At 59.8% G+C, this 24,848-nt stretch carries 25 protein-coding genes; 9 read left to right on the top strand and 16 right to left on the bottom strand.

Annotated elements, in window-relative coordinates; all coding sequences use genetic code 11:
* The first annotated feature begins 18 nt into the window (after window positions 1–18).
* The 3 genes from murJ to LG376_RS04065 all read left to right on the top strand — a co-directional run bounded on the left by murJ (window position 19) and on the right by LG376_RS04065 (window position 5,078).
* Window positions 19–3,447: a murein biosynthesis integral membrane protein MurJ gene (gene murJ, locus LG376_RS04075; protein ID WP_225746227.1), complete on the top strand. Its 3,429-nt coding sequence runs from the start codon at window positions 19–21 to the stop codon at window positions 3,445–3,447.
* A gap of 236 nt (window positions 3,448–3,683) precedes the next feature.
* Window positions 3,684–4,394: an IS6 family transposase gene (locus LG376_RS04070; protein WP_225746226.1), complete on the top strand. Its 711-nt coding sequence runs from the start codon at window positions 3,684–3,686 to the stop codon at window positions 4,392–4,394.
* A 180-nt stretch (window positions 4,395–4,574) separates the two neighbouring features.
* Entirely contained in the window at window positions 4,575–5,078 is a 504-nt protein-coding gene (locus LG376_RS04065; protein ID WP_198492261.1) for a hypothetical protein, read from the top strand.
* A 179-nt stretch (window positions 5,079–5,257) separates the two neighbouring features.
* On the opposite strand, the gene LG376_RS04060 is transcribed toward LG376_RS04065, so the two are convergent.
* From LG376_RS04060 to LG376_RS04035, 6 genes are all read right to left on the bottom strand, one after another.
* A complete protein-coding gene (locus tag LG376_RS04060; RefSeq protein WP_198492262.1) occupies window positions 5,258–5,968 on the bottom strand; it encodes an ASCH domain-containing protein in 711 nt (236 codons plus the stop codon).
* Between the two features lie 251 nt (window positions 5,969–6,219).
* Window positions 6,220–7,662, bottom strand: a complete 1,443-nt coding sequence (merA, locus tag LG376_RS04055) for a mercury(II) reductase (protein ID WP_005532160.1) — start codon at window positions 7,660–7,662, stop codon at window positions 6,220–6,222.
* 121 nt (window positions 7,663–7,783) lie between these two features.
* Complete coding sequence (locus LG376_RS04050; RefSeq protein ID WP_225746225.1) at window positions 7,784–8,332, bottom strand: TlpA disulfide reductase family protein; 549 nt, start codon at window positions 8,330–8,332, stop codon at window positions 7,784–7,786.
* Window positions 8,329–9,294, bottom strand: a complete 966-nt coding sequence (locus tag LG376_RS04045; protein ID WP_005532162.1) for a cytochrome c biogenesis CcdA family protein — start codon at window positions 9,292–9,294, stop codon at window positions 8,329–8,331. Before LG376_RS04045 ends, LG376_RS04050 begins: the two co-directional genes overlap by 4 nt.
* Window positions 9,291–9,668, bottom strand: a complete 378-nt coding sequence (locus LG376_RS04040) for a hypothetical protein (protein WP_044055145.1) — start codon at window positions 9,666–9,668, stop codon at window positions 9,291–9,293. Before LG376_RS04040 ends, LG376_RS04045 begins: the two co-directional genes overlap by 4 nt.
* An 88-nt stretch (window positions 9,669–9,756) precedes the next feature.
* Window positions 9,757–10,467, bottom strand: coding sequence for an IS6-like element IS1628 family transposase (locus LG376_RS04035; protein ID WP_011069225.1), 711 nt, complete (start codon window positions 10,465–10,467; stop codon window positions 9,757–9,759).
* Between the two features lie 57 nt (window positions 10,468–10,524).
* On the opposite strand from LG376_RS04035, the gene LG376_RS04030 reads away from it, so the two are divergent.
* On the top strand, window positions 10,525–11,250 hold the full coding sequence (locus tag LG376_RS04030) for an SMI1/KNR4 family protein (RefSeq protein ID WP_225746224.1): 726 nt from the start codon (window positions 10,525–10,527) through the stop codon (window positions 11,248–11,250).
* 281 nt (window positions 11,251–11,531) lie between these two features.
* On the opposite strand, the gene LG376_RS04025 is transcribed toward LG376_RS04030, so the two are convergent.
* The gene (locus tag LG376_RS04025) at window positions 11,532–12,104 is read right to left on the bottom strand and encodes a TetR/AcrR family transcriptional regulator (RefSeq protein WP_021353195.1); all 573 of its coding nucleotides are present in this window, start codon (window positions 12,102–12,104) and stop codon (window positions 11,532–11,534) included.
* Between the two features lie 17 nt (window positions 12,105–12,121).
* Window positions 12,122–13,621: an MFS transporter gene (locus LG376_RS04020; protein ID WP_225746223.1), complete on the bottom strand. Its 1,500-nt coding sequence runs from the start codon at window positions 13,619–13,621 to the stop codon at window positions 12,122–12,124.
* Between the two features lie 493 nt (window positions 13,622–14,114).
* Between LG376_RS04020 and pepN the strand changes: the two genes are divergently transcribed.
* The 5 genes from pepN to LG376_RS03995 all read left to right on the top strand — a co-directional run bounded on the left by pepN (window position 14,115) and on the right by LG376_RS03995 (window position 19,888).
* Window positions 14,115–16,640 carry an aminopeptidase N gene (gene pepN / locus LG376_RS04015; RefSeq protein ID WP_225746222.1) on the top strand — a complete coding sequence of 842 codons (2,526 nt, stop codon included), beginning with the start codon at window positions 14,115–14,117 and terminating at the stop codon, window positions 16,638–16,640.
* A gap of 82 nt (window positions 16,641–16,722) precedes the next feature.
* Window positions 16,723–17,271: an RNA polymerase sigma factor gene (locus LG376_RS04010; RefSeq protein WP_049378065.1), complete on the top strand. Its 549-nt coding sequence runs from the start codon at window positions 16,723–16,725 to the stop codon at window positions 17,269–17,271.
* An 84-nt stretch (window positions 17,272–17,355) separates the two neighbouring features.
* Complete coding sequence (trxB, locus tag LG376_RS04005; RefSeq protein ID WP_225746221.1) at window positions 17,356–18,282, top strand: thioredoxin-disulfide reductase; 927 nt, start codon at window positions 17,356–17,358, stop codon at window positions 18,280–18,282.
* Between the two features lie 6 nt (window positions 18,283–18,288).
* On the top strand, window positions 18,289–18,612 hold the full coding sequence (gene trxA / locus LG376_RS04000; RefSeq protein ID WP_225746220.1) for a thioredoxin: 324 nt from the start codon (window positions 18,289–18,291) through the stop codon (window positions 18,610–18,612).
* Window positions 18,613–18,700: 88 nt separating this feature from the next.
* Complete coding sequence (locus tag LG376_RS03995) at window positions 18,701–19,888, top strand: N-acetylmuramoyl-L-alanine amidase (protein WP_049378063.1); 1,188 nt, start codon at window positions 18,701–18,703, stop codon at window positions 19,886–19,888.
* 3 nt (window positions 19,889–19,891) lie between these two features.
* On the opposite strand, the gene LG376_RS03990 is transcribed toward LG376_RS03995, so the two are convergent.
* The 8 genes from LG376_RS03990 to rpmH are packed head-to-tail and all read right to left on the bottom strand — an operon-like array spanning window position 19,892 to window position 24,778.
* A complete protein-coding gene (locus LG376_RS03990; RefSeq protein WP_049378062.1) occupies window positions 19,892–20,470 on the bottom strand; it encodes a hypothetical protein in 579 nt (192 codons plus the stop codon).
* Between the two features lie 9 nt (window positions 20,471–20,479).
* Window positions 20,480–21,520, bottom strand: a complete 1,041-nt coding sequence (locus LG376_RS03985; RefSeq protein WP_049378061.1) for a ParB/RepB/Spo0J family partition protein — start codon at window positions 21,518–21,520, stop codon at window positions 20,480–20,482.
* A gap of 6 nt (window positions 21,521–21,526) precedes the next feature.
* A complete protein-coding gene (locus LG376_RS03980; RefSeq protein ID WP_005326889.1) occupies window positions 21,527–22,375 on the bottom strand; it encodes a ParA family protein in 849 nt (282 codons plus the stop codon).
* Between the two features lie 10 nt (window positions 22,376–22,385).
* Entirely contained in the window at window positions 22,386–22,985 is a 600-nt protein-coding gene (rsmG, locus tag LG376_RS03975) for a 16S rRNA (guanine(527)-N(7))-methyltransferase RsmG (RefSeq protein WP_225747357.1), read from the bottom strand.
* A 29-nt stretch (window positions 22,986–23,014) separates the two neighbouring features.
* The gene (gene yidC, locus LG376_RS03970) at window positions 23,015–23,992 is read right to left on the bottom strand and encodes a membrane protein insertase YidC (RefSeq protein ID WP_225746219.1); all 978 of its coding nucleotides are present in this window, start codon (window positions 23,990–23,992) and stop codon (window positions 23,015–23,017) included.
* 13 nt (window positions 23,993–24,005) lie between these two features.
* Window positions 24,006–24,221: a membrane protein insertion efficiency factor YidD gene (yidD, locus tag LG376_RS03965; RefSeq protein ID WP_005326014.1), complete on the bottom strand. Its 216-nt coding sequence runs from the start codon at window positions 24,219–24,221 to the stop codon at window positions 24,006–24,008.
* 47 nt (window positions 24,222–24,268) lie between these two features.
* Window positions 24,269–24,631: a ribonuclease P protein component gene (rnpA, locus tag LG376_RS03960; protein ID WP_005326013.1), complete on the bottom strand. Its 363-nt coding sequence runs from the start codon at window positions 24,629–24,631 to the stop codon at window positions 24,269–24,271.
* Window positions 24,632–24,634: 3 nt separating this feature from the next.
* Entirely contained in the window at window positions 24,635–24,778 is a 144-nt protein-coding gene (gene rpmH, locus LG376_RS03955; RefSeq protein ID WP_003847033.1) for a 50S ribosomal protein L34, read from the bottom strand.
* Between the last annotated feature and the right edge of the window lie 70 nt (window positions 24,779–24,848).

Below are 24,848 nucleotides of genomic sequence, written 5' to 3'. Positions count from 1 at the left end.
GTTGAAGTTGTATCCTCTATGACTGATAAGACTGGCCGCGAGGCCGAACACGTGGAGAAGTCACCTGCGGGTGTAGTTGAGCCGAAGGATGCCGCCGTGCCGGCAGAGCACCCCGCCCCGGCGGGTGCCCGCGGCCGCATCGTCCAGGCCTCTCCTCCCGCTCCGGTACCCGAAAAGCGCCCCACCCCAGCGGTGAAGGATACCACCGTTCCTCCCGAGGAGGATAAGTCCGCGCTCACTGGACGCAACGCGGACAATGAATCCTCCAATCAGGATGTCATCCGCGCAACAGGCACGATGGCCGTCGCGACGCTGCTATCCCGCATCACCGGCTTCTTACGCCAGATGCTCATCGGCGCCACGCTCGGCGCCACGGTGGGAACTGCGTTTAGTAGCGCCAACCAGATCCCCAACCTCGTCACCGAGATCGTTTTGGGTGCGGTGCTGACCTCTCTGGTCGTGCCCGTCCTCGTGCGGGCCGAAAAGGAAGACACGGACCGCGGTGAGACCTTTGTCCGGCGGCTATTTACCCTGGCCTTTTCCATTCTGGGCATAGTCACCATTGCCTCCGTAGTACTCGCTCCCTTCTTAACAAGGATGATGCTGCCGGAGGATTCCAAGGCCAATGCCGTGCAGGCAACCTCCTTGGCCTTTTTACTGCTGCCGCAGATCCTTTTCTACGGCCTCTTCGCCCTCTTCCAGGCCGTCCTCAATACCAAGAATGTTTTTGGTCCGGGCGCCTGGGCGCCGGTGATCAATAACGTCATCTCCATTAGCGTGCTGCTGGCTTATCGCATCCTGCCAGGCGAGCTCGACCCGCATGATCCCACGCCGGTGGCCGATCCACACGTCATGCTACTGGGCTTGGGCACCACCACGGCGGTGATGGTGCAGTGCCTCATCCTATTGCCGTATCTGAAAAAGGCCGGCATTAACCTGCGCCCCAAATGGGGCTTGGATGCGCGCATCAAGCAATTCGGTGGCATGGCACTGGCTATTATTACCTACGTAGCCATCTCCCAGTTGGGCTACGTAATCACCTCTCGCGTGGCCGCATACGCGGATGCGGGCGCTCCGCTGGTCTATCAGAATGCCTGGCTCATGCTGCAGGTGCCTTATGGCGTTATCGGCGTGACGCTCCTGACGGCGATTATGCCTCGCCTGTCCCGCAACGCCGCCGACGGCGATGTAGATGCCGTGGTCCGCGATCTCACCCTGGGCTCCAAGCTGACCTTCATCGCACTTATCCCCATCGTCATCTTCATGACCGGCTTCGGCGTTCCTATCGCCCGCGCCCTCTTCCAATACGGTGCCTACGGCGCCGAGAGCGCCGAGCAGCTTGGCCTGACCATCAGCTTCTCCGCCTTCACGCTCATCCCGTATGCCTTGGTGCTGCTGCACCTGCGCGTGTTCTATGCCCGCGAGGAAGCCTGGACGCCTACCTTCATCATCGCCGGCATCACGCTGACCAAGATCGTCCTCACGCTCTTGGCACCATTGATGACGTCCAACCCGGACCGCGTGGTGATTCTGCTCGGTACGGCCAATGGCTTTGGCTTCGTCTCCGGTGCGGTCATTGGCGGCTTCCTGCTCAAGCGCAAGCTCGGCAGCCTCGGCGGCAAGGCCGTCACCCAAACCGTGCTGTGGGCTTCCGGTGCCGGCCTGGTGGGCTTGGTCGTCTCCTGGGCGCTGTATTGGGGCGTGAATTGGCTCCTCCCGGAGAATCTGCCGTCCATCGTCTCGCTGATCAAGGTCGCGGTGCTTGGCATCATCTTCCTCATCGCCACCGGCCTGGTGCTGTCCAAGTCCTCCTTGCCGGAGGTCCAGAACCTGGCCCGTGCCCTACAGCGCATCCCGGGCATGTCCCGCTTCATCAAGGTCGATTCTTCCAAGGCCATCGAGTTGGAAGAGCCCGACGTACCGGAAATTCAACCGGTATTCTCCCAAGACGCCTTCAACGCCACCCTGGTGCCGCCGCCGATGTCCGCCGGTATCGTCCGCGGCCCACGCCTCGTGCCGGGCGCCCCGGTATCGGATGGCCGCTTCCGCCTGCTCCAAGATCACGGTGCGGTTACTGGTGCACAATTCTGGCAAGCACGCGAGCAGGCCACCGGTCGCCTGGTCGCCTTGACGTTCGTCGATACCAATAGCCTGGCGCCAATTGCGCCGGCGACGCCGGGAGTTGCAGCCCGCCGCTCCGCAGAGATTTCGCGCAATACCCGCCGCCTTGCCGAGCTGGAGCTCGATACCGTGGCGGATAATATCCAAGTTCTGTCTTATCGCACTGGCTGCCTGGTAGTGGCGGATTGGTTTGAGGGCACCTCCCTTAAGCAGGTGGCTGAGGCCGATAACCTCGATCCCCATTCCGTGGCTCGTGCTACTGCACCGCTATTTGCTGACGCCGCCGCTGCCCACGATGCCGGCCTCATCCTCGGCGTGGAACACCGCGATCGTTTCCGCGTTTCTACCGACGGTGTGGTCAAGGTTGCCTTCCCCGCCGTGCTGGACGGCACCTCCGCGGCCACCGACCGCGAGGCTTTGAGCTCCGCCCTCGAGCTGCTGGTGGAGTCCACGGAACCTTCGCCAAAGAAGCTGCGCGATATTTCTGAGGACGCCAACCTTCCTGCGGACGAGGCCGCTCAGCGCGTCGAAGATGCGCACTACGCGCTCGATAGTGCCGACGAAGACAGCCGCGAGGAAAAGATGGAGAAGCTGCAAGAGGCACAGGCGCTGACCTTGGCCGGCATCGCCCAGCGCCTGCGCGACTTCGCACCGGATGAACCAGAAGAAGCACCCGAGGCCCTGCCGGTAAAGGCGGAAGAAGAACCAGCTCAAGAAGATGATCCAGCCCAAGAGCCTGGCTTCGGCGGCCGCGGTTATTCCGGTTCCGGCGTCATCGTCATCGGCATCTTCGCCACCATCTTCGTCGTAGCAATGGCCGCGCTCACCACCTGGATCATGTCCCTGCTCAGCAATGTGGAGGCATCCAACCCGGTCAGCGAGACCATCCACGGCAGCACGGACATTCCGGATACCCCGCCGGTGCGTCTCCAGCCTTCCTCTGCGGTTACCGTCCCTGATAACAAGGACAATGCAGCGCTTATCGACGGCAAAACGGCCACCACTTGGTCCACCGAAGAGGAGGACACCGGCGTCCTCGTCACCTTGGATACGCCAACGCACCTTGCGGTCCTGCCGGTGGTGCAGTCCAACTCCACTGGGGCGAGGTACGCCGTCTATGGCGTAAATCAGGACAGCTTCAATCCGGAGAACCCACAAGCTGGCTCCCTGCACCAACTGGCCAGGGGCAAGTTCGAAAGCGGCAAGGAAGATATCGAGCTGGAGGAAACCACCGAGCAATTCGACGGCCTCCTCCTCATGATCACCGAGCTGCCCAAGTCCGATAGGGCAACCATCGCAGACATTGGTCTCGTCGGACAGCCCTAGGCACAATCCACACGGCCGAATCGAGGACACGCCCCTCGATTCGGCCTTCTTTCTTAAGATTTTCCGCATTCACACCTCTTTGAACTGCACGTTCAAAAATCATTTACTTCACGTGTTGACTATTTAGAAGTGGTACTTACACTGTGGGGCGTAACGCACACAACAGCCTTAGGAGTATTCATGGTGCTGTTGCAAAGTTGGGGCAGTAGAAAGACCGGCGTGAAATAATCAGAGCCATGGGCATCTTCTCCGGTCGGCATTTCCCCCGTGACATCATCCTGTGGGCGGTGCGGTGGTACTGCCGCTACGGGGTGAGCTACCGCGATCTCGAAGAAATGATGACCGAGCGGGGTGTGCCAGTCGATCACACCACGATCTACCGCTGGGTGCAGAAATACGCCCCTGAGCTGGATAAGCACACTCGCTGGTACCGGCAGGTACCCGACTGGCAGGCCCGGTCCTGGCGGGTGGATGAGACCTATATCCGGGTCGGCGGCACGTGGTGCTATCTCTACCGGGCTATTACCGCCGGTGGGCAGACCTTAGACTTCTACCTCTCACCAAAACGGAATGTGGCTGCGGCCAAGCGTTTCCTGGCCAAGACGCTGCGATCGAATACGACAGCCGGGTCCCCGCGGGTCATCAACACCGACAAGGCACCAGCTCTGGCCAAGGCAATATCCGAGCTGAAGGCGGAGGGAATCTGCCCTCAGACGGTGGAGCACTGGCAGGTGAAATACCTGAACAACGTTCTCGAGGGAGATCATGGCCGACTTAAAAGAATCCTGGGACCGAAGGGGGCGTTCAAAAACCGAATTTCCGCCTACCGGACGTTGAAAGGGATGGAAGCGATGCATTCATTACCGAAAGGTCAGGGCACGATGTTTGCTTATGGGCACCCCAATCCGGACGCGGTGATCGTCAACCGGGTCTTCGAGACGGCCTGAGAACGCCGGCACGCAGCGGCCATCAGGAAATGAGAAACTGGGTCGTCTCGGCTCTCCGCCCAACTTTGCAACAGCACCCAACGTAACGACCCTTGGACAGACGCCTTCAGGTGAGTGGAGTTTCCAAAGCAATCGTTACACTTGTAATTATGGAGTTTGCCTCTATTAAGGTGTGGTGCGTTGGAAGCTGATGTGTGGGCTCGGGGGTTAACCGAGGCCGAGACGGTCGATGACGTCCGCTTGAATCTTGCGAGAATTGGTGTTTTTTCAAAAACAGAACTCGTCAACATACCATTACTCAGTTTGACCACGCTCACTGAGCGCTATATTTCTGTTTCAGCTAAAGAGCAAGAGCAGACTGATGATATTTATCAGAATTTGCTCGTGAAGCAGACCGACGAGTTTGGCGAAGCGATAAAAAGATTGAGCGCGGATCCTTATTCTTTCGTGTTTTCAGTGCTCAACCAGCCCGACAGAGTTACGGGTGAGTTTGCGGCGGCGCTGCAGTTGAGGTCAACGAAACGTATTGGAAAGATGACTGCGCAGATTTGGGCCGGTATGTTTTGCCAAGCCGGGATAGAACACCTTCTCCATACTGGGAAAAACTGGAAAGCGCATCCTCTCGCCGCAGTCTTTGGGAGTTCCCCTAGGACTACTTACTTGCCTGTCCATAAGCACCGATGACCGTCTGGCTGTTCATCAACTACGTAGGTTGATTCTGAAATCTGAAGTGTCCCGGGTTTTGTTCTGTTTGAGTACACCCAAGCGCCACAATCTGCACCGTTCGCCATGGATTGCCCCAGCCTTTTGCTGTAGTTTCTACTGCTTCTACAGAAAGCAAACACGCTTTGAGCTCGTTCGAGTTACTGGAGCTTGAACCCTACGACGTCTACTTCGTCATCGGCAGCTAATCCGGGATAGTGAGTATCTAGCGCTTCCTGAAGCTCGGAAAGAGAGCCAAAACCGTCATTTCTAGCTTGCTTTTCCGACAATTCACTTCGCTGGGTAGAGACAACGGACGTAACCTGTGCCGGAATAGTGACGACCTCTCCGGATTCTTTCTCGAAGACAATTTGGGCACTTCCTTCATGGAAAGGATCATCTACCCGGATGGTTTGTTGCTTTTCTCCGCTACGAATTGATTCCTCGTAGCCTTCCCACATGTAGATGCGCTGCTCTTGTTCCATATTTCGCCAGTTGAATGCGAATGGCAAGAGTTCTTCTACGGTAGGTGCTTCAAGTCCATTGCTTCCGCGCACGATGCACCGAATGGACGGATCAACATCAAAAAGCACCTGGCGGCATTTACCGCAGGGAGGAATAACTTGACCAGTAGGTCCGTATACGGCGGCTACTGCTTGGATTGGGTCCTCTGGATAACTAGCAGCATGGTTGGCTAAAGCCGAGATCTCCCCGCAAGGACCACCGAGGAAATGGTGCGCGTTCAAACCGAGTACGTGTTTTCCTGATTTGGTAAGGAGCGCTGCGGCTACAGTGTGGTCTTCTCCGTCTTGAAAACGCTGTGCATGGGTAGTTGCTTTGGCCAGTAAATTTCGAAGTTCGTTGGTAATCACTCTTTAAGGGTAATAAATGCTAACGCGCTTGATCTATGCGAAGACAGAGATCGGGAACACCCCCCGGATCATTTTCAGACAGGGACGAAAATAAGCCATACCGAAGCCAGCGACTAGTTCCACTGCCACAAGGCAGAAGGAACGCAGATAAACATAGCCTGCCCCAGCATGGGGCTAGGAGTACGAATCCTGGGCTCCTTCAAGCGGAACTGCCAACAACGTAATGGGATTAGGCTGGGATCTGGCGCGGGTCAGGAGGCGCAGCAGGAGAGTTTGGAGACGTCGGTGGTGAAGGACTGTGCGGCGATTTTGATCCCTTCGGCCATGGTCAGGTATGGGCACCAGAGGTTCGCGACCTGGTCAACGGTCATGCCGGCCTCGAGGATGTAGACTCCGGCGGCGGCCAGGTCACCGGCCTCCTTGCCGACGGCGGTGATCCCCACAATCCGTCCGGTGTCGGCGTCGGCGACGATTTTGATGAAGCCGCGGGTGTCCCGGTTCACCAGTGCCCGGGGAACGTATTCCAGGGGCAGGACCCGGCATTCACACCGGATGCCCGCCTCGTTGGCTTCCTTGTCGGTCATGCCGACCGCGGCCAGTGACGGGCTGGTGAACGTCACGCGGGGCAGGTGCCGGTAGTCGACCTCGCGCCCGGCGTTGTTGAAGGCGTTCTCCACCATCAGGGTTCCGTGGGCGGACGCGACGTAGACGAATTCTCGGTGCCCGGTCACATCCCCTGCGGCCCAGATCCTGGGGTTGGAGCTGGCGAGTGTGCTCTCGACCAGGATCTGGCCGGTGTCGCCGGTCTTGACGCCGACGGCGTCCAGGTTCAGTCCGTCGGTGACGGCGCGTCGGCCGGTGGCTACCAGCAGCTTTGCGGCGCGGAATTCCTCCTGGCCCCCGGCGACCGTGGCGGTGACAAGGACCTCTGCGCCGGCGGGATCTGTGCGGACCGAAGTTACGGCTGCGCGGCGGACCACGCGGATGCCCTCGTCGGCGAAGACGCCCATCAGCGCACGGGAGGCTTCCGGTTCCTCGTGCGAGGCAAGCCTGGAGCGGACCAGCAAGGTCACTTTGGATCCGAGGCGGGCAAAAAGCTGCGCCTGCTCCAGGGCCACGTACCCGCCGCCGAAGACGATCAGGGACTCGGGCACCTCGTTCAGTTCCATGGCGGTGGTCGAGGTCAGGTAGTTGACTTCATCCAGTCCCGGCACCGGGGGTGCCCACGGGGTCGAACCGGTCGCGACCAGATAATGGGCGGCGGTCAGGGAGTCGCGGGTGCCGTCGGGTCCGGTGATTTCCAGGACCGGTTCCTCCGGGGTGCCGGCGAACACCGCGGTGCCCTGGCGCAGGTCCCATCCGTAGTCGGCGGCCAGATCCACGTATTTATCCGAGCGCATTCCCTCGACCAGGGAGCGTTTCCCGTCTATCAGTACACCCATGTCCACCGGGGCGGCGGAAGTGCTGATCCCGGGGAACCTTCCGGTCGCATCCACAGCGACATGCCGGGCTTCGGCGGCGGCCAGCAGGGCTTTGGAGGGAACGCACCCGGTGTTCACACAGGTCCCGCCCACCGTGGAGCGTTCGATCATCACGACCCGATTGCCCAGCTTGGTGGCCCGGATGGCGGCGGCGAAGGCGCCGCCTCCGGAACCGATCACGGCTAAATCAAAATCTGGTGCTGCCTCAGGCATTAGTCCTCCTTGGAGTCTCGAATGAACACCCCGGGGGGGCGTTCCTTTTTGCATGCTGTCCCCAGTCTGCACCTTCCCCTGCACGGGAAGGTCAAGAACGGGAGCGAAGAGATCGGTGTTGCTACGGAAGTGTTGTGTCAAGAAATTCCTTCAGGGCATCGGCCTTCATGGGCCGGGAATCGGCCCGGCCCAGGATGTCACCGTCAGGTGCGATGACGACGGTACTGTCCAGGGATGTGACCGCGTACTTTTGGGTGAGTTCCCCGGTCCGGTCGACAACGAAGGGGTATCCGGGTGTGCCGGCCATTTCGCGGAACTGGTCCACTTGGGTTTTTGTGGTCTCCGGCGTCACGTCCACGGCGACGAAGTCTGCCTTATCGGCATATTCCTGTTCCAGTTCCTTCATCGCTTCTGCCTGCGGAACGCAGGTATAGCACCAGCTCGCCATGAAATACAGCACTGTCGCGCGGGTGGAAGGGACGGTGAGGGCCTTGCCGTCCACAGATGTGATCTCGATCCTGTCCACGTTGTTTGCGCCCGCTGGCCCGGCGGCGGGAGCGGTTTCGCTCCCGCGGTTCAACGCAGTGAGGGCCAGGACCAGGATGAGGGCCGCGGCCGCTACGACGGCAGTAATGGTGAAGATCCGCCGGTGGTTTCTGGTCGTTGTCATGGGTTTCCTTTCTGGTTGGTGCGCCCTGGCGCCGTGTCGGGAAGAAGATGTTCCGGGCCGCAGCACGCTTCGGTGCTGTCGCTGCTCTCAGCCCCATCCGTGATTGCGCTGTTGTCCTGTGCCTTGCTTTTACTGCGGCGCCGCAGGGCCAGGGCCGCGGCGGCGAGGACGGCGGCCACCGCGGTGAGGGTGATGATGGGCCAGTTGCCCGAGATGAAACCGGACAGCGCCACGCTGGCTTCGGTGACCGTCCCGCCCATGATCTCCCCGGCCTGCCCGCCGGACAGGGCCGGAACCCAGTAGAGCAACAGGTAGATCCCTGCGAGGATAAGCGCGGCTCCGCCGAGACGATTAACAAACGGCAGGATCCTTCGGACGTGGCGTGCCAGGACGTCCCGCGCTACCGCTGCACCGAGGGACAGAAGGACCAGCACCACCGAGGAGCCCAAGGCGTAGGCGGCGAAGACCGCCAGCAGCCCGGCCAGGCTCCCGGTGGACACAGCCTGGGCGACAACAGCCAGCAGCAGGGCCAGGCTGCAAGAGAGCGCAGCCACCGCATAGGCCACCCCGTAGCCAAAGACCGCCCTGAGGCCCGAACTGGTCCCGTCCGTCTTCAGAATCCGGGGCAGGTTCAACCTCGCCCCGGGCAGCTGCCATCCGAACACCATGCCAAGGCCGGCAACCACAATAACCGCTCCGATCAGCGCCGCCGCCCAGGGAAGCGCCGACGCCACCGACCGCAGGCCTACAGCGGCGAGCAGGCCGGCCGTAACAAAGACAGTGGCGAAACCGGCGCTGAGGGCAACCCCGGCCTGAAGACCTGCAAGCAACGGCCGCTTCCGTCCCGCACCCGGGCCTGAACCAATGAAATACGCCAGATAGGTTGGCAGCATCGCAAACCCGCATGGATTCACCGTGGCAAGCATTCCGGTCAGAAAGGCCAGACCCAAAACACCCGTCATCCCTGTGACCCCGCATCCTCAGAAGCACCGGCCCGGGACTGCCCGGACCGCTCCTGCTCCGACGATGAATGAGGTGTTGGAGTAGAACCCGCGGACAGGCTGGCCCCCGGGCGGGAACGGGCGCAACAATCCGTCCCCGGGCTGCCCCGACGCTGCGCCCGCAGGAGCAGGGCCCCCGCGGCAAGGGCTGCGGCGGCAATGAACCAGAGGTTGCCGGCCATTGCGCCGGCCGCGGCGAAAACACCGGCTGCAGCCGTCAGAACGGGTACCCCGCAGCACACCAGCGCCACCATCACAACACCAAGGAAGGACAGCAGAGTGCCTGCCGCAAGCACCAGGCCAGAGCGCTTCCGGCCCTTCACTTTTATTGACATGATCATCCCTTCGGTGCTGTTGCAACTTGGGGCGGGAGCCAAGAAAGCTCCGTTTTTATTGTGTGATCAACGCTATGTGCCTGTGTTGTCAGGCCGTCTCGAATACCCGGCTAACAATCACTGCATCCGGATTCGGGTGACCATAGGCAAACATCGTGCCCTGCCCCTTCCGCAATGAGTGCATCGCTTCCATCCCTTTCAACGTCCGGTAGGCAGACGTTTGGTTTTTGAATGCTCCTTTCGGCCCCAGGATCCGCTTTAACCGGCCATGATCGCCTTCAATGACGTTGTTGAGGTATTTCACCCGACGATGCTCGACCGTCGATGGACAGACGCCTTCCGCCTTCAGCTCAGAGATTGCCCTGGCGAGTGAGGGGGCCTTGTCGGTGCTGATCACCCGCGGATAGCCTGCCGATTTATTCGACCGCAGCGTCTTCGCCAGGAAACGCTTCGCTGCCGCGACGTTGCGTTTTGGTGAGAGGTAGAAGTCCAGGGTCTGGCCACCTGCGGTGATTGCCCGATAGAGGTAGCACCACTTTCCCCCGACCCGGATATAGGTCTCATCCACCCGCCAGGACCTGGCCTGCCAGTCAGGAACTTGCCGATACCACCGGGTCTTCTTATCCAGCTCAGGAGCATATTTCTGGACCCAGCGGTAGATCGTGGTGTGATCGACCGGCACTCCCCGCTCGGTCATCATCTCTTCGAGGTCGCGATAGCTCACGCCGTAGCGGCAGTACCACCGCACCGCCCACAGGATGATTTCACGAGGGAACTGCCGACCGGAGAAGATGCCCATGGACCTGATTATTCCACGCCGGTCTTCCTACTGCCCCAACTTTGCAACAGCACCGATTTGATTGACTACGCAACCTTCCTCATGGATGAGTGGGAGATTCCCGAAGAAGTCCTTCTCTTGGCTGCTAGCGAAGACGGAATGCATCAATGCTTTGTCATTAACTACGGCTTGCCAGATTTCCCAGAAGGCGCCGTATTGTACGTGGATACCGATCCCGATGGGATCATCATGCCCGTTGCAGAATCAGTCGACGCATTCTTGTCTAAGCTAGGCCCCTACCCAGACCAAGAAGAAACGGTTGAAGATGCAGAGCCGGATAACATCGGGATCAATGGTGTTCGATATGGATCCCTTTCTGAACCTCTCCGAAAGGCGATATCTGCCACTCCAACACCAGGAATCGAAAAGCTTTTAAAACAGGCCACAGAGCTCATCACCAAAGATTTAAATCCAATAATCACCGAGAATAGCCCTGAAAGTCGAACCTTTTACGACGTTGTGTACTGGATTGTTCAGCATATTGAGCCCCAACACGATCCTGAAACATTTGCCAACGGAGGCCGAGAAGGACAAATACTAACCTTCCCAGAACTCATGAAGAACTCATTTATAGTTCCTGGTCAGAAATACGAACTCGGCTACACGCTCGCATCCTTAATCATGTGGTGGGATCGCAGAGTCAAAGAAGGAGTTCTCAAAGAAACCGACAACGGTTTCATCCTCGACGAGAATTACGCCGGTAGCGTCTTCGATCGGCTTCGCCAAGGAGAGATCCAAAACTAGCTTTTCCAGAATTGTTGTCCCCGCGCCCAGCATTTGAAAGCAATCGCCCAAAGTAGAGGACACCATTACTAAACAATGGGGTACACCCAGTGCGACAGATGTGTCGCAAAAATGGCGAGACCGAGCCTATTGGCAACAGCAAACTACTGCGCCGTAACTGTCCCGCTGGGGTGCCCCTGTATGGCACTGACTCGACGAGGCCGCGAACGAGCAGCCTCTTGAGAAGGCGAAAGGCAGCGGCAGCGAACCTGGATCGGTTCAGATCTGCGAGATGGATGCGCTCATCGGTTCGCCGCGTTGCTCGAGGTTCCGGCTGCGTCCGCAACGGAGTGGGCGAGGTGCTCTGCCAGCGCGGCGCGCAGTTCGGGCGGAAGGGGGGCGGCTCCGACGGATTCGCTAAGCCAGAGTCCGTCGGCGGCAAGGTACGCGACCATCTTCTGCAGCGCCCGAGGGTCAGTCGGGTCAATCTCGGCAGGGTCGGGTATCCATCGGGAGATGACCCTTCTCCACGGCTTGTTGAGCTCGCTGTCGGTGCTCGCCTCGAGCATGAACAGCAGCTCGGGGCCAGTGGCGCTGCGAGCGCTCACGCGGGCGTAGGCGGCGACGCGCTCGTCCTGCGTTGCCTCGTCTGGGTCCTTGCCCAGGACGTTGATCATCTCGTGGTCCCAGCGCTCGGCAAGATGCTCGTGCAGCGCGAGCACCAGGGCGTCCTTCGAGGGGAAGTGGTAGAGCAGCCCACCTTTGGTGAGTCCGGAGGCGGCGGCCACCGATTCGTACGTGACGGCCGTGACGCCGTCGGTTTCGACAACGTGGAGGGCGGCTTGGAGGATGGAGTCTCGTTTGCTGGTCCGCATGAGCGGTCCTTTCGTGGTCAGTGCTCGGAGTGCAGCTGCGACTGCGTGCCAGGCAGGTACCGACGCAGCAGCACTCCCGTGATGACAGTGGCCGCTGCCAGGACGCCGGCAACGACTAGCATCACGACGAGGTACGCGGAGTCGAAGGCCGTGGAGGCCGCCTGAATGATGGCGGCGTCTCCCTGCGCCGCCTCCAGTGCCTCAGCGATACCGTCACCAGCCGCCGCCGGTGCGCCGTTGGGGAGGACAACACTGGCGGTATAGATGGCCGTGAGCAGGCTTCCGAGCACGGACACGGCGATGAGGCTGCCGAACTCGTAGGAGACCTCTTCGAGGGAAGCGGCCATGCCTGCACGGCGCACCGGCACGTTCCCGATGATGGCGGTGGAGGCGACCGACAGGGCAGCTCCGAGACCGGCACCCGTCACCAGAAGGCCGAGAACCAGCACGCCGAAGGATGATTGGAACCCGACTACCGTCACCACGACGCCGCCGGTGGCGACGGCGAGACCACCGGTGATCAGCGCGAGCAGCCCGACACGGTGCAAGAAGGCACCACCCAGGAGCGCTGTCGGCAACGAGCCCACGGCAATCACGGCAACCAAAAGCCCAGCCTCCAGCGGACTGAAGCCGACGACCTGCTGGAACCGTTGCGTGGTGACAAGCTCGATGCCACCGATGGCGAACATCGCGAACGCCGCGGCGAGCACGCCAGCACTGAACGCCGGGTTGAGGAAGATGGAGAACTCCAGCAGCGGATTCTCCAGGCGCCGCTGACGGCGCACGAAGAGCCAGAACCCGATGGCAGCAACGAGCAGCGCAACAACAATGGTCGCGACAGACGGGGGCGCGTGGCCGATCTCCTTGATGGCCACCACCGTTCCGACGAGCCCGATCATCACCAGTATCGAAGACACGGCATCCCAGCGCTTCGAAGGATCCGGGTCATTGGCCGGGCGGATCAACCAGGTAGCAACCAGCGCCAGCGCCACTACGGGCACGTTCACCAGGAACACCGAGCCCCACCAGAAGTTCTCGAGCAAAGTTCCGCCGAGGATGGGGCCCAGCGCGGCACCCACCACGGAGAGGCTGCCCCAGATCGCGATCGCGAGGTTCCGCTCGCGCTCGACCGTGAAGTACGTGCGGATCAGTGCCAGGGTTGCCGGCATCATCGCTGCCGCACCGACAGCGAGCACAGCGCGTGCACCGATCAGCACCTCGGGCGACGGCGCCAACGCTGCGAGCAGGGACGCCAACCCGAAGATCACCAGGCCGACGACGAACACCTGCGTGTGGCCGATGCGATCACCGAGGGTCCCGCTACCGAGCAGCAGGCCCGCCATCACCAGGGGGTAGGCGTTGATGATCCACAGGCTCTGGGTGCTTGATGCCTGAAGGTCCTCGGTCAGTGTCGGCAATGCCGTGTACAGGATCGAGTTGTCGAGGGTGATCAGTAGGACCCCCGCTCCGACAGTCACCAGCAGCGACCAGCGTCGCCGTTTCGTCATCGTGGACATGCGCGTCTCCTTAATCGTTTAATCGTGAACAACGTAAGTGTACCGGATGGATGGTGTAGTTATGTCTACTGCGAGAGAGATCCGCGTCACTCCCTGTTCACGGCGCCTAAGGCCAGTGACTACGAGCGTGGCGCTCATTTGGGTACACCCTATTGTTACGCCGGTTTGGAGCAGAATGTTTCCTGTAAATAGGGCCGTTCCTAGCATTGTTTTACACGCGTCTAGTGGGGTCTAGGCCTTATGTTTACAGAAAGTGGTGAGTGTGGTGTTATCGTCTGACGGTTTCCATAGGTTGCATCCCTCAGTGTGGTGTGACGCTTGCTGATGGTCACTGACATCTTGCGCCACTTGAAGAGTGTGAGACGGCAAAAACTAATCCAACTGGTCCACAGCGAGGTCCCAATACCCGCTGGGTAGTTTGCCTCTAAAAGGCAGCGGAACTTAGACCCCAACCCCGCACCCTACGTGACGGCGGTAACTATAGTTCGTAGATATGACCGCACCACAAAATAAGACGCAGCACGAGTTGCTCCAAGAACGCGCAGCGGCGGTGGACCTGCGCGCCTATCACCTCCACCTTGACCTCTCGGAGGTACTCGATAGCCCCACCTACCGCGTGACTACGCGCCTCGAACTCAGCAGCAGTGAGCCCGAGCTCTTCCTGGATTACCTAGGCGAATCCGTCGCGGAGGTCAAGGTCAATGGCACCCCGCAGGAGGTGGACTTTGATGGCAGCATCATCCGGCTGCACGGCCTGCCGGTAGGGGAGGAGCTCGCCATCGAAGTCACCGGCCACTCGCGCTATTCGCGCACCGGCCAGGGTCTGCATCGGATGCACGATCAGGCCGATGACGCGACCTACCTGTATTCACACCTCGAGCCTTCTGATGCCCGCCGCATCTTCCCCTGCCTAGAGCAGCCGGATCTCAAGGCCGTCTTCCACGTGCGCATGACCGCACCGAAAAAGTGGCAGATCCTTTCCAACCAACCGGAAGTCGAACGCAGCGAAGAGGGGGAGCTCGCCACCGTTACTTTTGCGCCGACCCCGCCGCTGTCGACGTACCTGACTTCTTTCGCCGCCGGCCCCTACCAGTACCAAGAGCGCACCTGGACCGCCCCGGATGGCAGCCACTCGGCACAGCTGCGCGCCTTTGCGCGCGCGTCCATGTTTGAGCACCTGGACGAGGAAATCCTAGAAGTTACCGCCCAAGGCATGGACTTTTTCCACCAGAACTTTGGCTATCCCTATCCGTGGGGCAAGTACGATTCCATCTTTGTACCCGAATACAACCTGGGTGCCATGGAAAACCCCGGCCTAGTGACGTTTACGGAGAACTACATCTTCCGCTCCCGCGCTACCCGCGCGCAGCACGCCGGCCGTGCAAATACCATCCTGCACGAGATGTCCCATATGTGGTTCGGTGATCTGGTCACTCCCCAGTGGTGGGATGACCTGTGGCTCAAGGAGTCCTTCGCGGAATTTATGGGCGCGGATTCTTCCGTCCACGGCACCGACTACACCGAGGCCTGGGCAAACTTCGCCGGCGCCCGCAAGAATTGGGCCTACCTGCAGGATCAGCTGCCCACCACGCACCCCATCAAGGCGGAGATCCCAGACGTGGATGCCGCACGCCAGAACTTCGATGGCATCACCTATGCCAAGGGAGCGGCGGTGCTCAAGCAGCTGGTGCACTACGTCGGCCGCGATAATTTCTACGCCGGTGCGCGCGACTACTTCCAGGAACACGCCTTTGCCGCCGCCACCTTTGATGACCTCCTGCAGGCGCTCAAGAAGCACACGGACCGCGATCTTGATGCCTGGTCCCAAGCCTGGCTGCGCACCTGGGGCCCGGATACCCTCACCCCGGAGTTGCACACCGAAGGCGAGAGAATTGCGGAGCTGGCCATCAGTGCAGACGCCGAGGACGTCACCCGACCGCACCGCCTGACCGCTTCGCTCTTTGATGCATCCCTGCACAAGTACCGCGAGATCGACATCGATCTCCCCGCCGGCGATGGCACCACCCGCACCATCATCGATGAAGCGGCCGGCCTTCCGGCCCCGGCATTGCTGCTGCTTAACGACGCCGACCATACCTACGCCAAGATCCGCTTCGACGAGACCTCCCTAGACACAGCGAGTGAGCGCCTGACCGACATCGAGGATGAATTGACCCGCGCGGTAATCTGGACCGCGCTGTGGAACCTCACTCGCGATGGGGAAATGTCGGCGATTGACTATGTGGGGGTCGTCGTCAAGCACGAAGCCTACGAGACCAACACGACGCTGCTGGCTGCTGCCTGCGCCAATGCCAATTTCGCCATTGCACACTATGTGGCAGACGCCGACCGCGAGCAGGTCCGCACCGACTATGCCGAGGCGATCTGGGGCCACCTGGACGAGGCCGAACCAGCCTCGGACGCCCAGCTTGTGCTCGCTCGCGCCGCCATCCGCGCACTCGCCGCAACGCCGGAGGAATCAGGCACCGCGCGCCTTAAGGCCCTGCTCTCCGGTGACATTGCCGGTCTTTGCTTGGACCCCGAAATCCGCTGGTCGATCTTGCGCGCCCTCGCGGCCCGCAATGCCGTAACCCCGCCCGAGCTCGAAGACGAAAAGCAGCGCGATAATACGCTGACCGGCGCCACCGAATTCCTCGGCGCCAGCCACGCCTTCCCCACGCCGGAGACCAAGCGCTCCGCGTTCGATAAGGCGCTCACGCCCGGCGCATATTCCAATGCCGAGGTCGACGCACTGGTCGCCGGTTTCAATGCCCCACGCTCAGCTAGCCTGCAGGAGGCCTTCACGGAGGAGTTCTTCTCCCGCGTAGAAGACATCTGGGCCGCGCACCCGATTGAGATTGCTAACCGCCTCATCCGCGGCTTCTACCCAGAGTTGCCGATGGCCGATGCCGCCACCACGCGCCTGCTGCACCGAGAGCTGCCAGGAGCGCTGCGCCGCATCCTGCTGGAATGCCGCGATAACCTGCGGCGCACCCTCCGCGTGCGGGCTGGTCAATAAACTGTACAACCTAGCGCTCGCGCCCTAGTTCCCCTCGGGTCACACTGTGTATAACAGTTGTTGATCCGGGGGGAATCTACATATGACGCTCAGTCATGACCGCAGTGACGAAGAACTAGTTGATGCTTTTATTGAGGGGGACAATAAGGCCTTTTCCGCCATCGTGGAACGCCACCGCACGCGGCTGACCACGGTAGCGCGGCGCTACACCAGAAACGATCATGATGCCCAAGATGTGGTTCAGGAAGCCTTCCTGCGCGCCAGCTGCAACCTGCACTCCTATCGCCGCGAGTCTGCGCTATCGACCTGGCTGCACCGGCTGGTGAAAAACTCTGGCTATGACTACTTGAACCACCGTTCTAACAGGGAAAATGCTTCATTAGATGCAGAGGACTTTGACGACGATCGCAACCCGCTGCTCGCGCATAACCCTTCCGAAAACCTAGCGGAGCAGCTAGTGGTGCGAGAAGCAATGCAGCTGCTGCGGGAGGATCAGCGCGAAGCGCTGGTGCTTACCGACGTCGCCGGGTTCCGCGTCGGCGAAGTTGCCACCGCCCAAGGGGTAAAACCCGGCACCATTAAATCCCGCCGCGCCCGAGCGAAGGAAGTCCTACGCGCCGCCATGGGGTGAGTTTGCTAATACCGACGTTTGTCAGCGTGGCGGGTAGACTCAGGGCGTTACGCGAAACCACACTCTGATTTAAGGGAGTTAGCAATGACCGTCCACGATGTTGCCATCGTAGGTTCCGGCCCTGCCGGTTACACCGCCGCGCTGTACGCGGCACGCGCCGAGCTCAACCCGATTGTCTTCGAGGGCTTCGAGTACGGCGGCGAGCTTATGAATACCACCGAGGTAGAAAACTACCCCGGCTTCCAAAAGGGCATCATGGGCCCAGAGCTCATGGAAGAAATGCGCGCTCAGGCCATCCGCTTCGGTGCGGATCTCCGCATGGAGGTCGTTGACTCCGTTGAGCTGGAAGGCGATATTAAAAAGCTGCACGTGGGTGACGAGCTCTTTGAGGCCCGCGCCGTCATCCTCGCCACCGGTGCCGCCCCGCGCCACCTCGGCGTACCAGGTGAGGAAGAACTTACCGGCCGCGGCGTTTCTACCTGCGCTACGTGCGATGGCTTCTTCTTCAAGGACCACAATATCGCTGTTATCGGCGGCGGCGACTCTGCCATGGAGGAGGCTACCTTCCTCACCAAGTTCGCGGACTCTGTCACCATTGTGAACCGCTCCGAGAACTTCCGCGCCTCCAAGATCATGCTGGAGCGCGCCCAGGCCAACGAAAAGATCAAGTGGGAGACCAATAAGGTCGTCGAAGAAGTTATTGAAACCGATGGCAAGGTCAGCGGACTCAAACTCAAGGACGTCACCAACGGCGAGACTTCCACCTTGGACGTCACTGCCATGTTCGTAGCAATTGGCCATGATCCGCGCTCTTCCTTCCTCAATGATCAGGTCAAGCTCAATGACAACGGCTATGTTGTAGTTGAACAACCCACCACCAAGACCTCCCTGCCAGGCGTTTTCGCCTGCGGTGACTTGGTGGATGACCACTACCAGCAGGCAATTACCGCGGCCGGCTCCGGTTGCCGTGCGGCAATTGATGCGGAACATTTCCTCGCAGAAAACCGTTAATTCAGTATGAGCAACGTCAAGAAAGTAACCACCGATACGTTCCGTAAGGACGTCATCGAGTCCGATAAGCCCGTCGTCGTCGACTTCTGGGCCGAGTGGTGTGGCCCGTGCAAGAAGCTTTCCCCCATCCTGGAAGAGGTAGCGGAGGAGTTGGACGGCCAAGTCACCGTCGCCAAGGTTAACGTCGATGAAGAGCGCAACCTAAGCGCCATGTTCCAGATCATGTCCATTCCAAATGTGCTGATTTTCAACCACGGCGAGAAGGTAGACGAATTTGTGGGTCTGCGTTCTAAAGATGACATCGTGGCGCAAGTGAAAAAGCAGCTTTAACTGTTAATCTAATTCCTATTAGATTAAGCGTGTAGAAATTCTGGAATGCGGCCCTAACTAAAGCGGGCTGTGAAAGGGGTATTAAGGCGTGAACCGCGTTCTTCGAGTCGGCGATACAAGCGTGCGTGTAGCTGAGGCTCGCGCTACCTTGGCCCGTCTCGGCCTCTTGTCAGATTTCAAAGGGGAACTTTCTGCTTGGAAGAAGCAGAAGTACTCCGAGAGCGACAAGAGCTTTGATGCCAATTTGTCTGAGGTCCTCAAGGCCTTCCAGCAATCCCGCGGTATCGTGCCGACGGGCGAAATCGACGATCTCACCCTGCGCGAACTGCGCCAAGCCTCGTACACGCTCGGCAGCCGCGTCCTTAGCTACGAGCCTGCGAATGAGCTGGTAGGTGACGATATCTCGCAGCTCCAGCAACAACTGCAGGAGCTCGGCTTCTACCAACAGCGCGTAGACGGCCACTTCGGTACTAATACCCACGCGGCCCTGAAGGAATATCAGCACAACTGCGGCCTGCAAGAAGATGGTGTGTGCGGCCCCGCCACCATCCGCGCCCTTGGACTGCTCGGCCGCCGTATTACCGGTGGTTCCGCGCACAATATCCAAGAACGTGAGCGCGTCCGCAACGCCGGCCCAAAGCTCGCGGGCAAGCGCGTTGTCATCGATCCCGCCTTGAGCGGCGGCGACGCCGGCCAGCTGGTCAAGGGTCGCTTCGGTGATATTTCCGAGCAGGAAATCCTGTGGGACCTCACCCAGCGCATCGAGGGACGCATGATTGCCGCAGGCATGGAAACCATCATCTCCCGTCCTCGGACCTCCGATGCGGACGTCAAGTCCCGCGCCGAGCTAGCCAATGCCTTCGATGCGGACATTGTGATTTCTTTGGCCTGCGATTCTTATCCCAATGAGAAGGCCAATGGTGTTGCGACCTTTTACTTCGGCTCCGAATTAGGCAATTCCTCTCTCATTGGTGAGACCCTTTCCGGTTTCATCCAGCGCGAGATTGTCGCGCGCACTGAGCTGCTGGACTGCGGCAACCACGGCCGCACCTGGGACCTGCTGCGCTTGACCCAGATGCCGGTCATCCAGATCGTACTGGGCTACCTGACCAACCCAGAGGACGTAAAGATCCTCACCAACCCGTCCCGCCGCGATGACATTGCGGAGGCGATCGTGATTGCTGTAAAGCGCATGTACCTCATGGAGCAGGACACCGCCGTCACAGGTGCCTATAAGTTCTCCGAGCTGCTCCAGGCCGAACAGTCCTTGGCCTAGAATCTAGGCCAAGGCGCGGGCTAGGAGGTCTTCGGCCGCTGCCGCGCTGAGCATATCGTGCTCTGGCGGCAACTCGAGCCGCAAGCGGGGGAGTACTGGGTGATCTGCGGCTACCTCAAAGCCGGCGGAGCGCAAAGTCTCATAAGACATCAGCCCGATATAGGCCGGTTTGTGGCCCAAGAAATCCGCCGCTGCGGTTGGATCGCCGTAATAGCCAAAGGCCTCCACGGCGGTGCTGCCGCGGTTAGTGAGGTGCATAATGGCGGCGTCGACAAGCACTGCTTCAATGCCACGCCCCATTAAATGTGCCTTAACGAAGAGCGAGGTAATGATCTCCGCATCTTCTGAAATGGGGGCGGTGGGAAGCTTGGCGGCGCCGGCAGCATCCTCGCGGGAGCAAAAGAGAATGGTAGCGTCCTCACCCACAGTAAAGCCGCACTGACCAAAGGAGAGCAGGGTAGTGGCCAACCACGCTTCCTTTTCAAAGGCGGGATCGACCACGGAGGCCTCCAGCTCCCAAAAGGTGCTGCGCGCGGCCTGGCGGTGAATGCGCGCGCCTTCGCGTACCGGCTCGAGGATCATCGCCTCTGACTACTGCTGACCCTCAATGAGCGCCATGATGCGCTCGAAATCTTCTTGGTCACCAAATTCCACGACCATCTTGCCCTTGCGCTTGCCCATGGTCACGGTGACCTTGGTATCGAAGCGGTCGGACAGCCGCTCAGCGGAATCGGTAAAGTACTGCGGCTGCGGTGCCGGCTGTTTCTTCTTGGATTCGGCCGGCTTACCATCGCGCTTGTAGAGGGTGACTGCCTCCTCGGTGGCGCGTACGGACAGGCCCTCCGCGATGATGCGGTTGGCAATGTATTCCATGGCCTCGGTGTCGTCCAAGGACAATAGGGCACGCGCGTGGCCGGCAGATAAGGTACCAGCAGCTACGCGCTTTTGAACCTCTACCGGCAGCTTGAGCAGGCGCAGCATATTGGTCACCTGTGGGCGCGAACGACCAATGCGGTCCGCCAGCTCGTTCTGAGTAACGCCGAACTCTTCCAGCAGCTGCTGGTAGGCGTGCGCTTCTTCCAAGGGGTTGAGCTGCACGCGGTGAATATTCTCCAGCAGAGCATCGCGCAGCAGGTTGTCATCCTTGGTATCGCGCACGATGGCCGGAATCGTGGCTAGGCCCGCCTTGGAGGAAGCGCGCCAACGCCGCTCACCCATAATGAGCTCGAAGCCACCTTCCTCGGAAGGACGAACGACCACGGGCTGCAACAGACCAAATTCGCGGATCGAGTGGACGAGCTCACCGAGTTCATCCTCGTCGAAGACCGTGCGCGGCTGCTTCGGGTTGGGGATGATATCCCCAATGGAAATCTCACGGTAGGTCGCACCGATAGGAGCCGGGGTGGCCTGGCGCTTCTTGGAGGACGTGGATCCAGAACCCTGTTGAATGGTGGGAGCGCCCTTTACGCGCTTGCCTTCGCCGCCCTTCCGGCCCGGCTGCGGGGTGGAATTACCCAAAATAATATCCGCCGCGGAATCTCCCAGGCGCGGCTTGCGGGTAGGGGCATCAGGACCAGACGGGATGAGTGCGGCGAGTCCTTTGCCAAGGCCGCCTTGCTTCTGTTCTGCCATGAGTTCCTATCCTTCCAATTCCGCGTAAATCTCTGGGCTCACGCCAATCGCCCCAGTGGTCGGGTGCGGGCGGTAATCGCCACGCCGGTTAAGCTCGCGCGCCGCCGCAAGGTACGCGCGGGCACCGGTGGACGAGGGAGCGTAATCAATAACCGTAGTACCGTACCCCGGTGCCTCGGAAACGCGCACGGAGCGCGGGATAACATTGGCCAGCACCACGGCGCCAAACTGTTCGCGGACGTTATCTGCCACATCCTCGGCCAAACGTGTACGGGCATCATACATGGTCAGCAGCACGGCGGAAATATGCAGATCCTCGTTGAGATGCTCGCGAATCATGGAGATATTGCCCAGCAGCTGGCCCACGCCCTCCAGCGCATAATACTCGCATTGAATCGGTATGATGACCTCTTCAGCGCAGGTCATCGCATTAATGGTGAGCAAGCCAAGGGATGGCGGGCAATCAATGAAGACATATTCAAAACCATGCTCTTCAAGGAAGCCATTATGCAGGGCGTCATAGAGCCGAAATTCACGGCGCACCAAGGAGACCATTTCAATCTCCGCGCCAGCCAGATCAATGGTGGCAGGGATGCAAAAAAGATTCTCGTTGTGCGAGGAGGCCTGCATAGCCTTCTCGGCGGTGCAGTCTCCGAGGAGCACCTCATAGCTGGAATCGGTGCCGGAATTATGTTCCGCGCCCATGGCCGTGGAGGCGTTTCCCTGCGGGTCAAGATCGATCACCAGCACTTTTTTGCCCTCTGTGGCTAGCGCTGCGGCCAAGTTGGCGGCGGAGGTGGTTTTGCCTACGCCGCCTTTCTGGTTAGCAATGGTGATAAGGCGCGGATTAGTCATGCCGTCTACTTTAGTTCACGCGCGGGACACGAATGATCGTGGTTCCCTCGATGGTGCTGACCTCGGCCTTTCCACCGCCGGCCTTCTTAATGTCAGCGGCATCGCGTTCCAGTTCCTCGTGTACCGAAGAACCCTTCAGCGCGATCATCTCACCGCCCTTGCGTACGAGCGGCAGCGACCATTTCGCCAGCTTGCCCAGCGGTGCGACGGCGCGGGAGGTGACCACGTCTGCGCCCGCCACGGCCTTTTTAATCGGGCCTTCCTCGGCACGGCCACGCAGCACCGTTACGTTGTCTAGGCCCAGCTCTTCTACGACTTCGTTGAGGTAGTTATAGCGCTTGAGCAGCGGCTCGATCAAGGTGATCTGCAGGTCTGGGCGTGCAATGGCCAGCGGAATGCCGGGCAGCCCGGCACCCGAGCCGACGTCGATAACCGTGGCGCCCTCTGGGATTGCCTGCTTGACGACGGCGCAGTTAATAATGTGCCTCTCCCACAGGCGTGGCACCTCGCGGGGGCCTATAAAACCACGAGTGGACCCGTCTGTAGCGAGCGAATCATGGTAAGCCTGCGCGAGGGGCAAGCGGGAGCCGAATACTACTGACGGGTCCATCTCGGACACGATGGGGTTCTCCTCCGTGTTTATTTGTTTTTGCGCTGTTTCTTGGTGCGGTTGTCCTTCTTGCGGGCACCCGGCTTAGGCGCGGAAGTGCGCTTGGCCTCAACCTTAGCGGCTTCCTCTTCTTCTTCCTCGCGGTCCATCTTGGCATAGACGATGCGGGTTTGGAAGAAGGTCCAGACCGTATTGGCCATCATGTAGAACAGCAAACCAATCGGCCAGATGAAGCCGGAGAAAATCAGCATGGCCGGCATGACCCACAGCATCATCTTGGACATCATAGCCATTTGCTGCTGCATCATTTCCGCATTCTGCCCCTGCGGTGCTTGGGTCTTGCCAGCAGCGCGGCGCTTTTCCTGACGGTTCAGGCTCATGCGGGCGTTGAAGTGCGTCATGACCGTAATGATGGCGATCATCGGAACGATGATGACGGCTGCTTGGGTGGTAGTGACGCCCTCTACAATCGGCGAGTTCAATCGCAGGTTGGTCACCAGCGGAACATCAAAGATCTTGGCGTCTAGGAACTGCTGGACCAGTTCCGGCTTAAAGATGTAGTTCGCGGTATTAGCATTTTCCTCAATGGACATTGCGTCACCACTGGGATGTCCAATGCCACCGGCTACCGCAACGGTGCGGTCGAAGGAGCGCAGCACGTGGAACAAACCAACGAACATTGGAATCTGCACGAAGACCGGCAGGCAGCCGGCCATCGGACGAACGCCGGACTCCTTGTAGACCTTCTGCATTTCCTGCGCGGCCTTGGTTTGGTCATTACCGTACTTCGCACGGATTTCCTGCACCTTAGGCTGGATTTCCTGCATCTTACGCGAGGAACGAATCTGGCTAATGGTCGGCTTGACCATTAGTGCCTTAAGCGTCCAGGTCAGCAGCACAATGGCCAGAATCCAGGTAATGCCCCAGGCAGGGTCCATTACGAGGGACAGCAGCCAGTGCCAGAACCACAAAACGGCCGAAATTGGCCAGTAAATGAAATTAAGCACGAGTGTTTAATCCTCAATTGTTGTTGGTACCCGGGACCGGATCGAATCCGCCCGGATGCCAGGGGCCGCATTTGCAGACCCTGGCTATTGCCATCGCCGTACCCTTGATTGCGCCGTGTTGAGAAAGCGCCTCTAGGGCATAAGCACTGCATGTCGGCTCGAACCGACAGGTCGATACCATCTTAAGGCCAGAGACATGCTTTTGGTAGAAACGAACCACTTTGACCATTGGTTTGGCCAATCCTCTGGCTGGGGGAATTTCCTCCCCGCGGGAATTTAGATATCCCATTGCTTGCGTAGTGCTTTGGCAAGATCTTTTTCTAATTGCTCACTGCTAGCAGTGGCGCTGGCGGGCAAAGCACGGATGACAACGTCCACGCTGGCAGGCAGCTTGGGAATGAATGTCATACACACATGGCGAAGCCGCCGGGAGGTGCGGTGGCGAACCACTGCATTCCCGACGGCTTTAGAAACAATCAGCCCAAATCGCGGCCCAGTGGCGGCGATATCGGCTGCCTTGTCCGTACCTGCGTTGTCGCGCGCATGCACGACGACCGTACGAGTGCCCGCCCGGCGACTACCCTTCATCGTGCGCCGAAATTGCGTCGGCGACGTGAGCTTGTGCTGGGCTGGAAGCATAACTTATGCAGTCAGCTTTGCGCGGCCCTTCTTGCGACGAGCTGCAACAATGGCGCGACCTGCACGGGTGCTCATGCGGGTGCGGAATCCGTGCTTGCGAGCACGACGACGGTTGTTCGGCTGGAACGTGCGCTTACCCTTTGCCACGTTAATTCTCCTTGAAGTTGTGCGTAGGCACACCACCGCGATGCAGCGGCACGCCCACTGATGAATAGAT

This window comes from Corynebacterium sp. Marseille-P4611 (assembly GCF_916618765.1).
Taxonomy (GTDB): Bacteria; Actinomycetota; Actinomycetes; order Mycobacteriales; family Mycobacteriaceae; genus Corynebacterium; species Corynebacterium marquesiae.
Note: the sequence above shows the minus strand (reverse complement) of the source record. Positions and strands in the feature narration are given on the sequence as shown.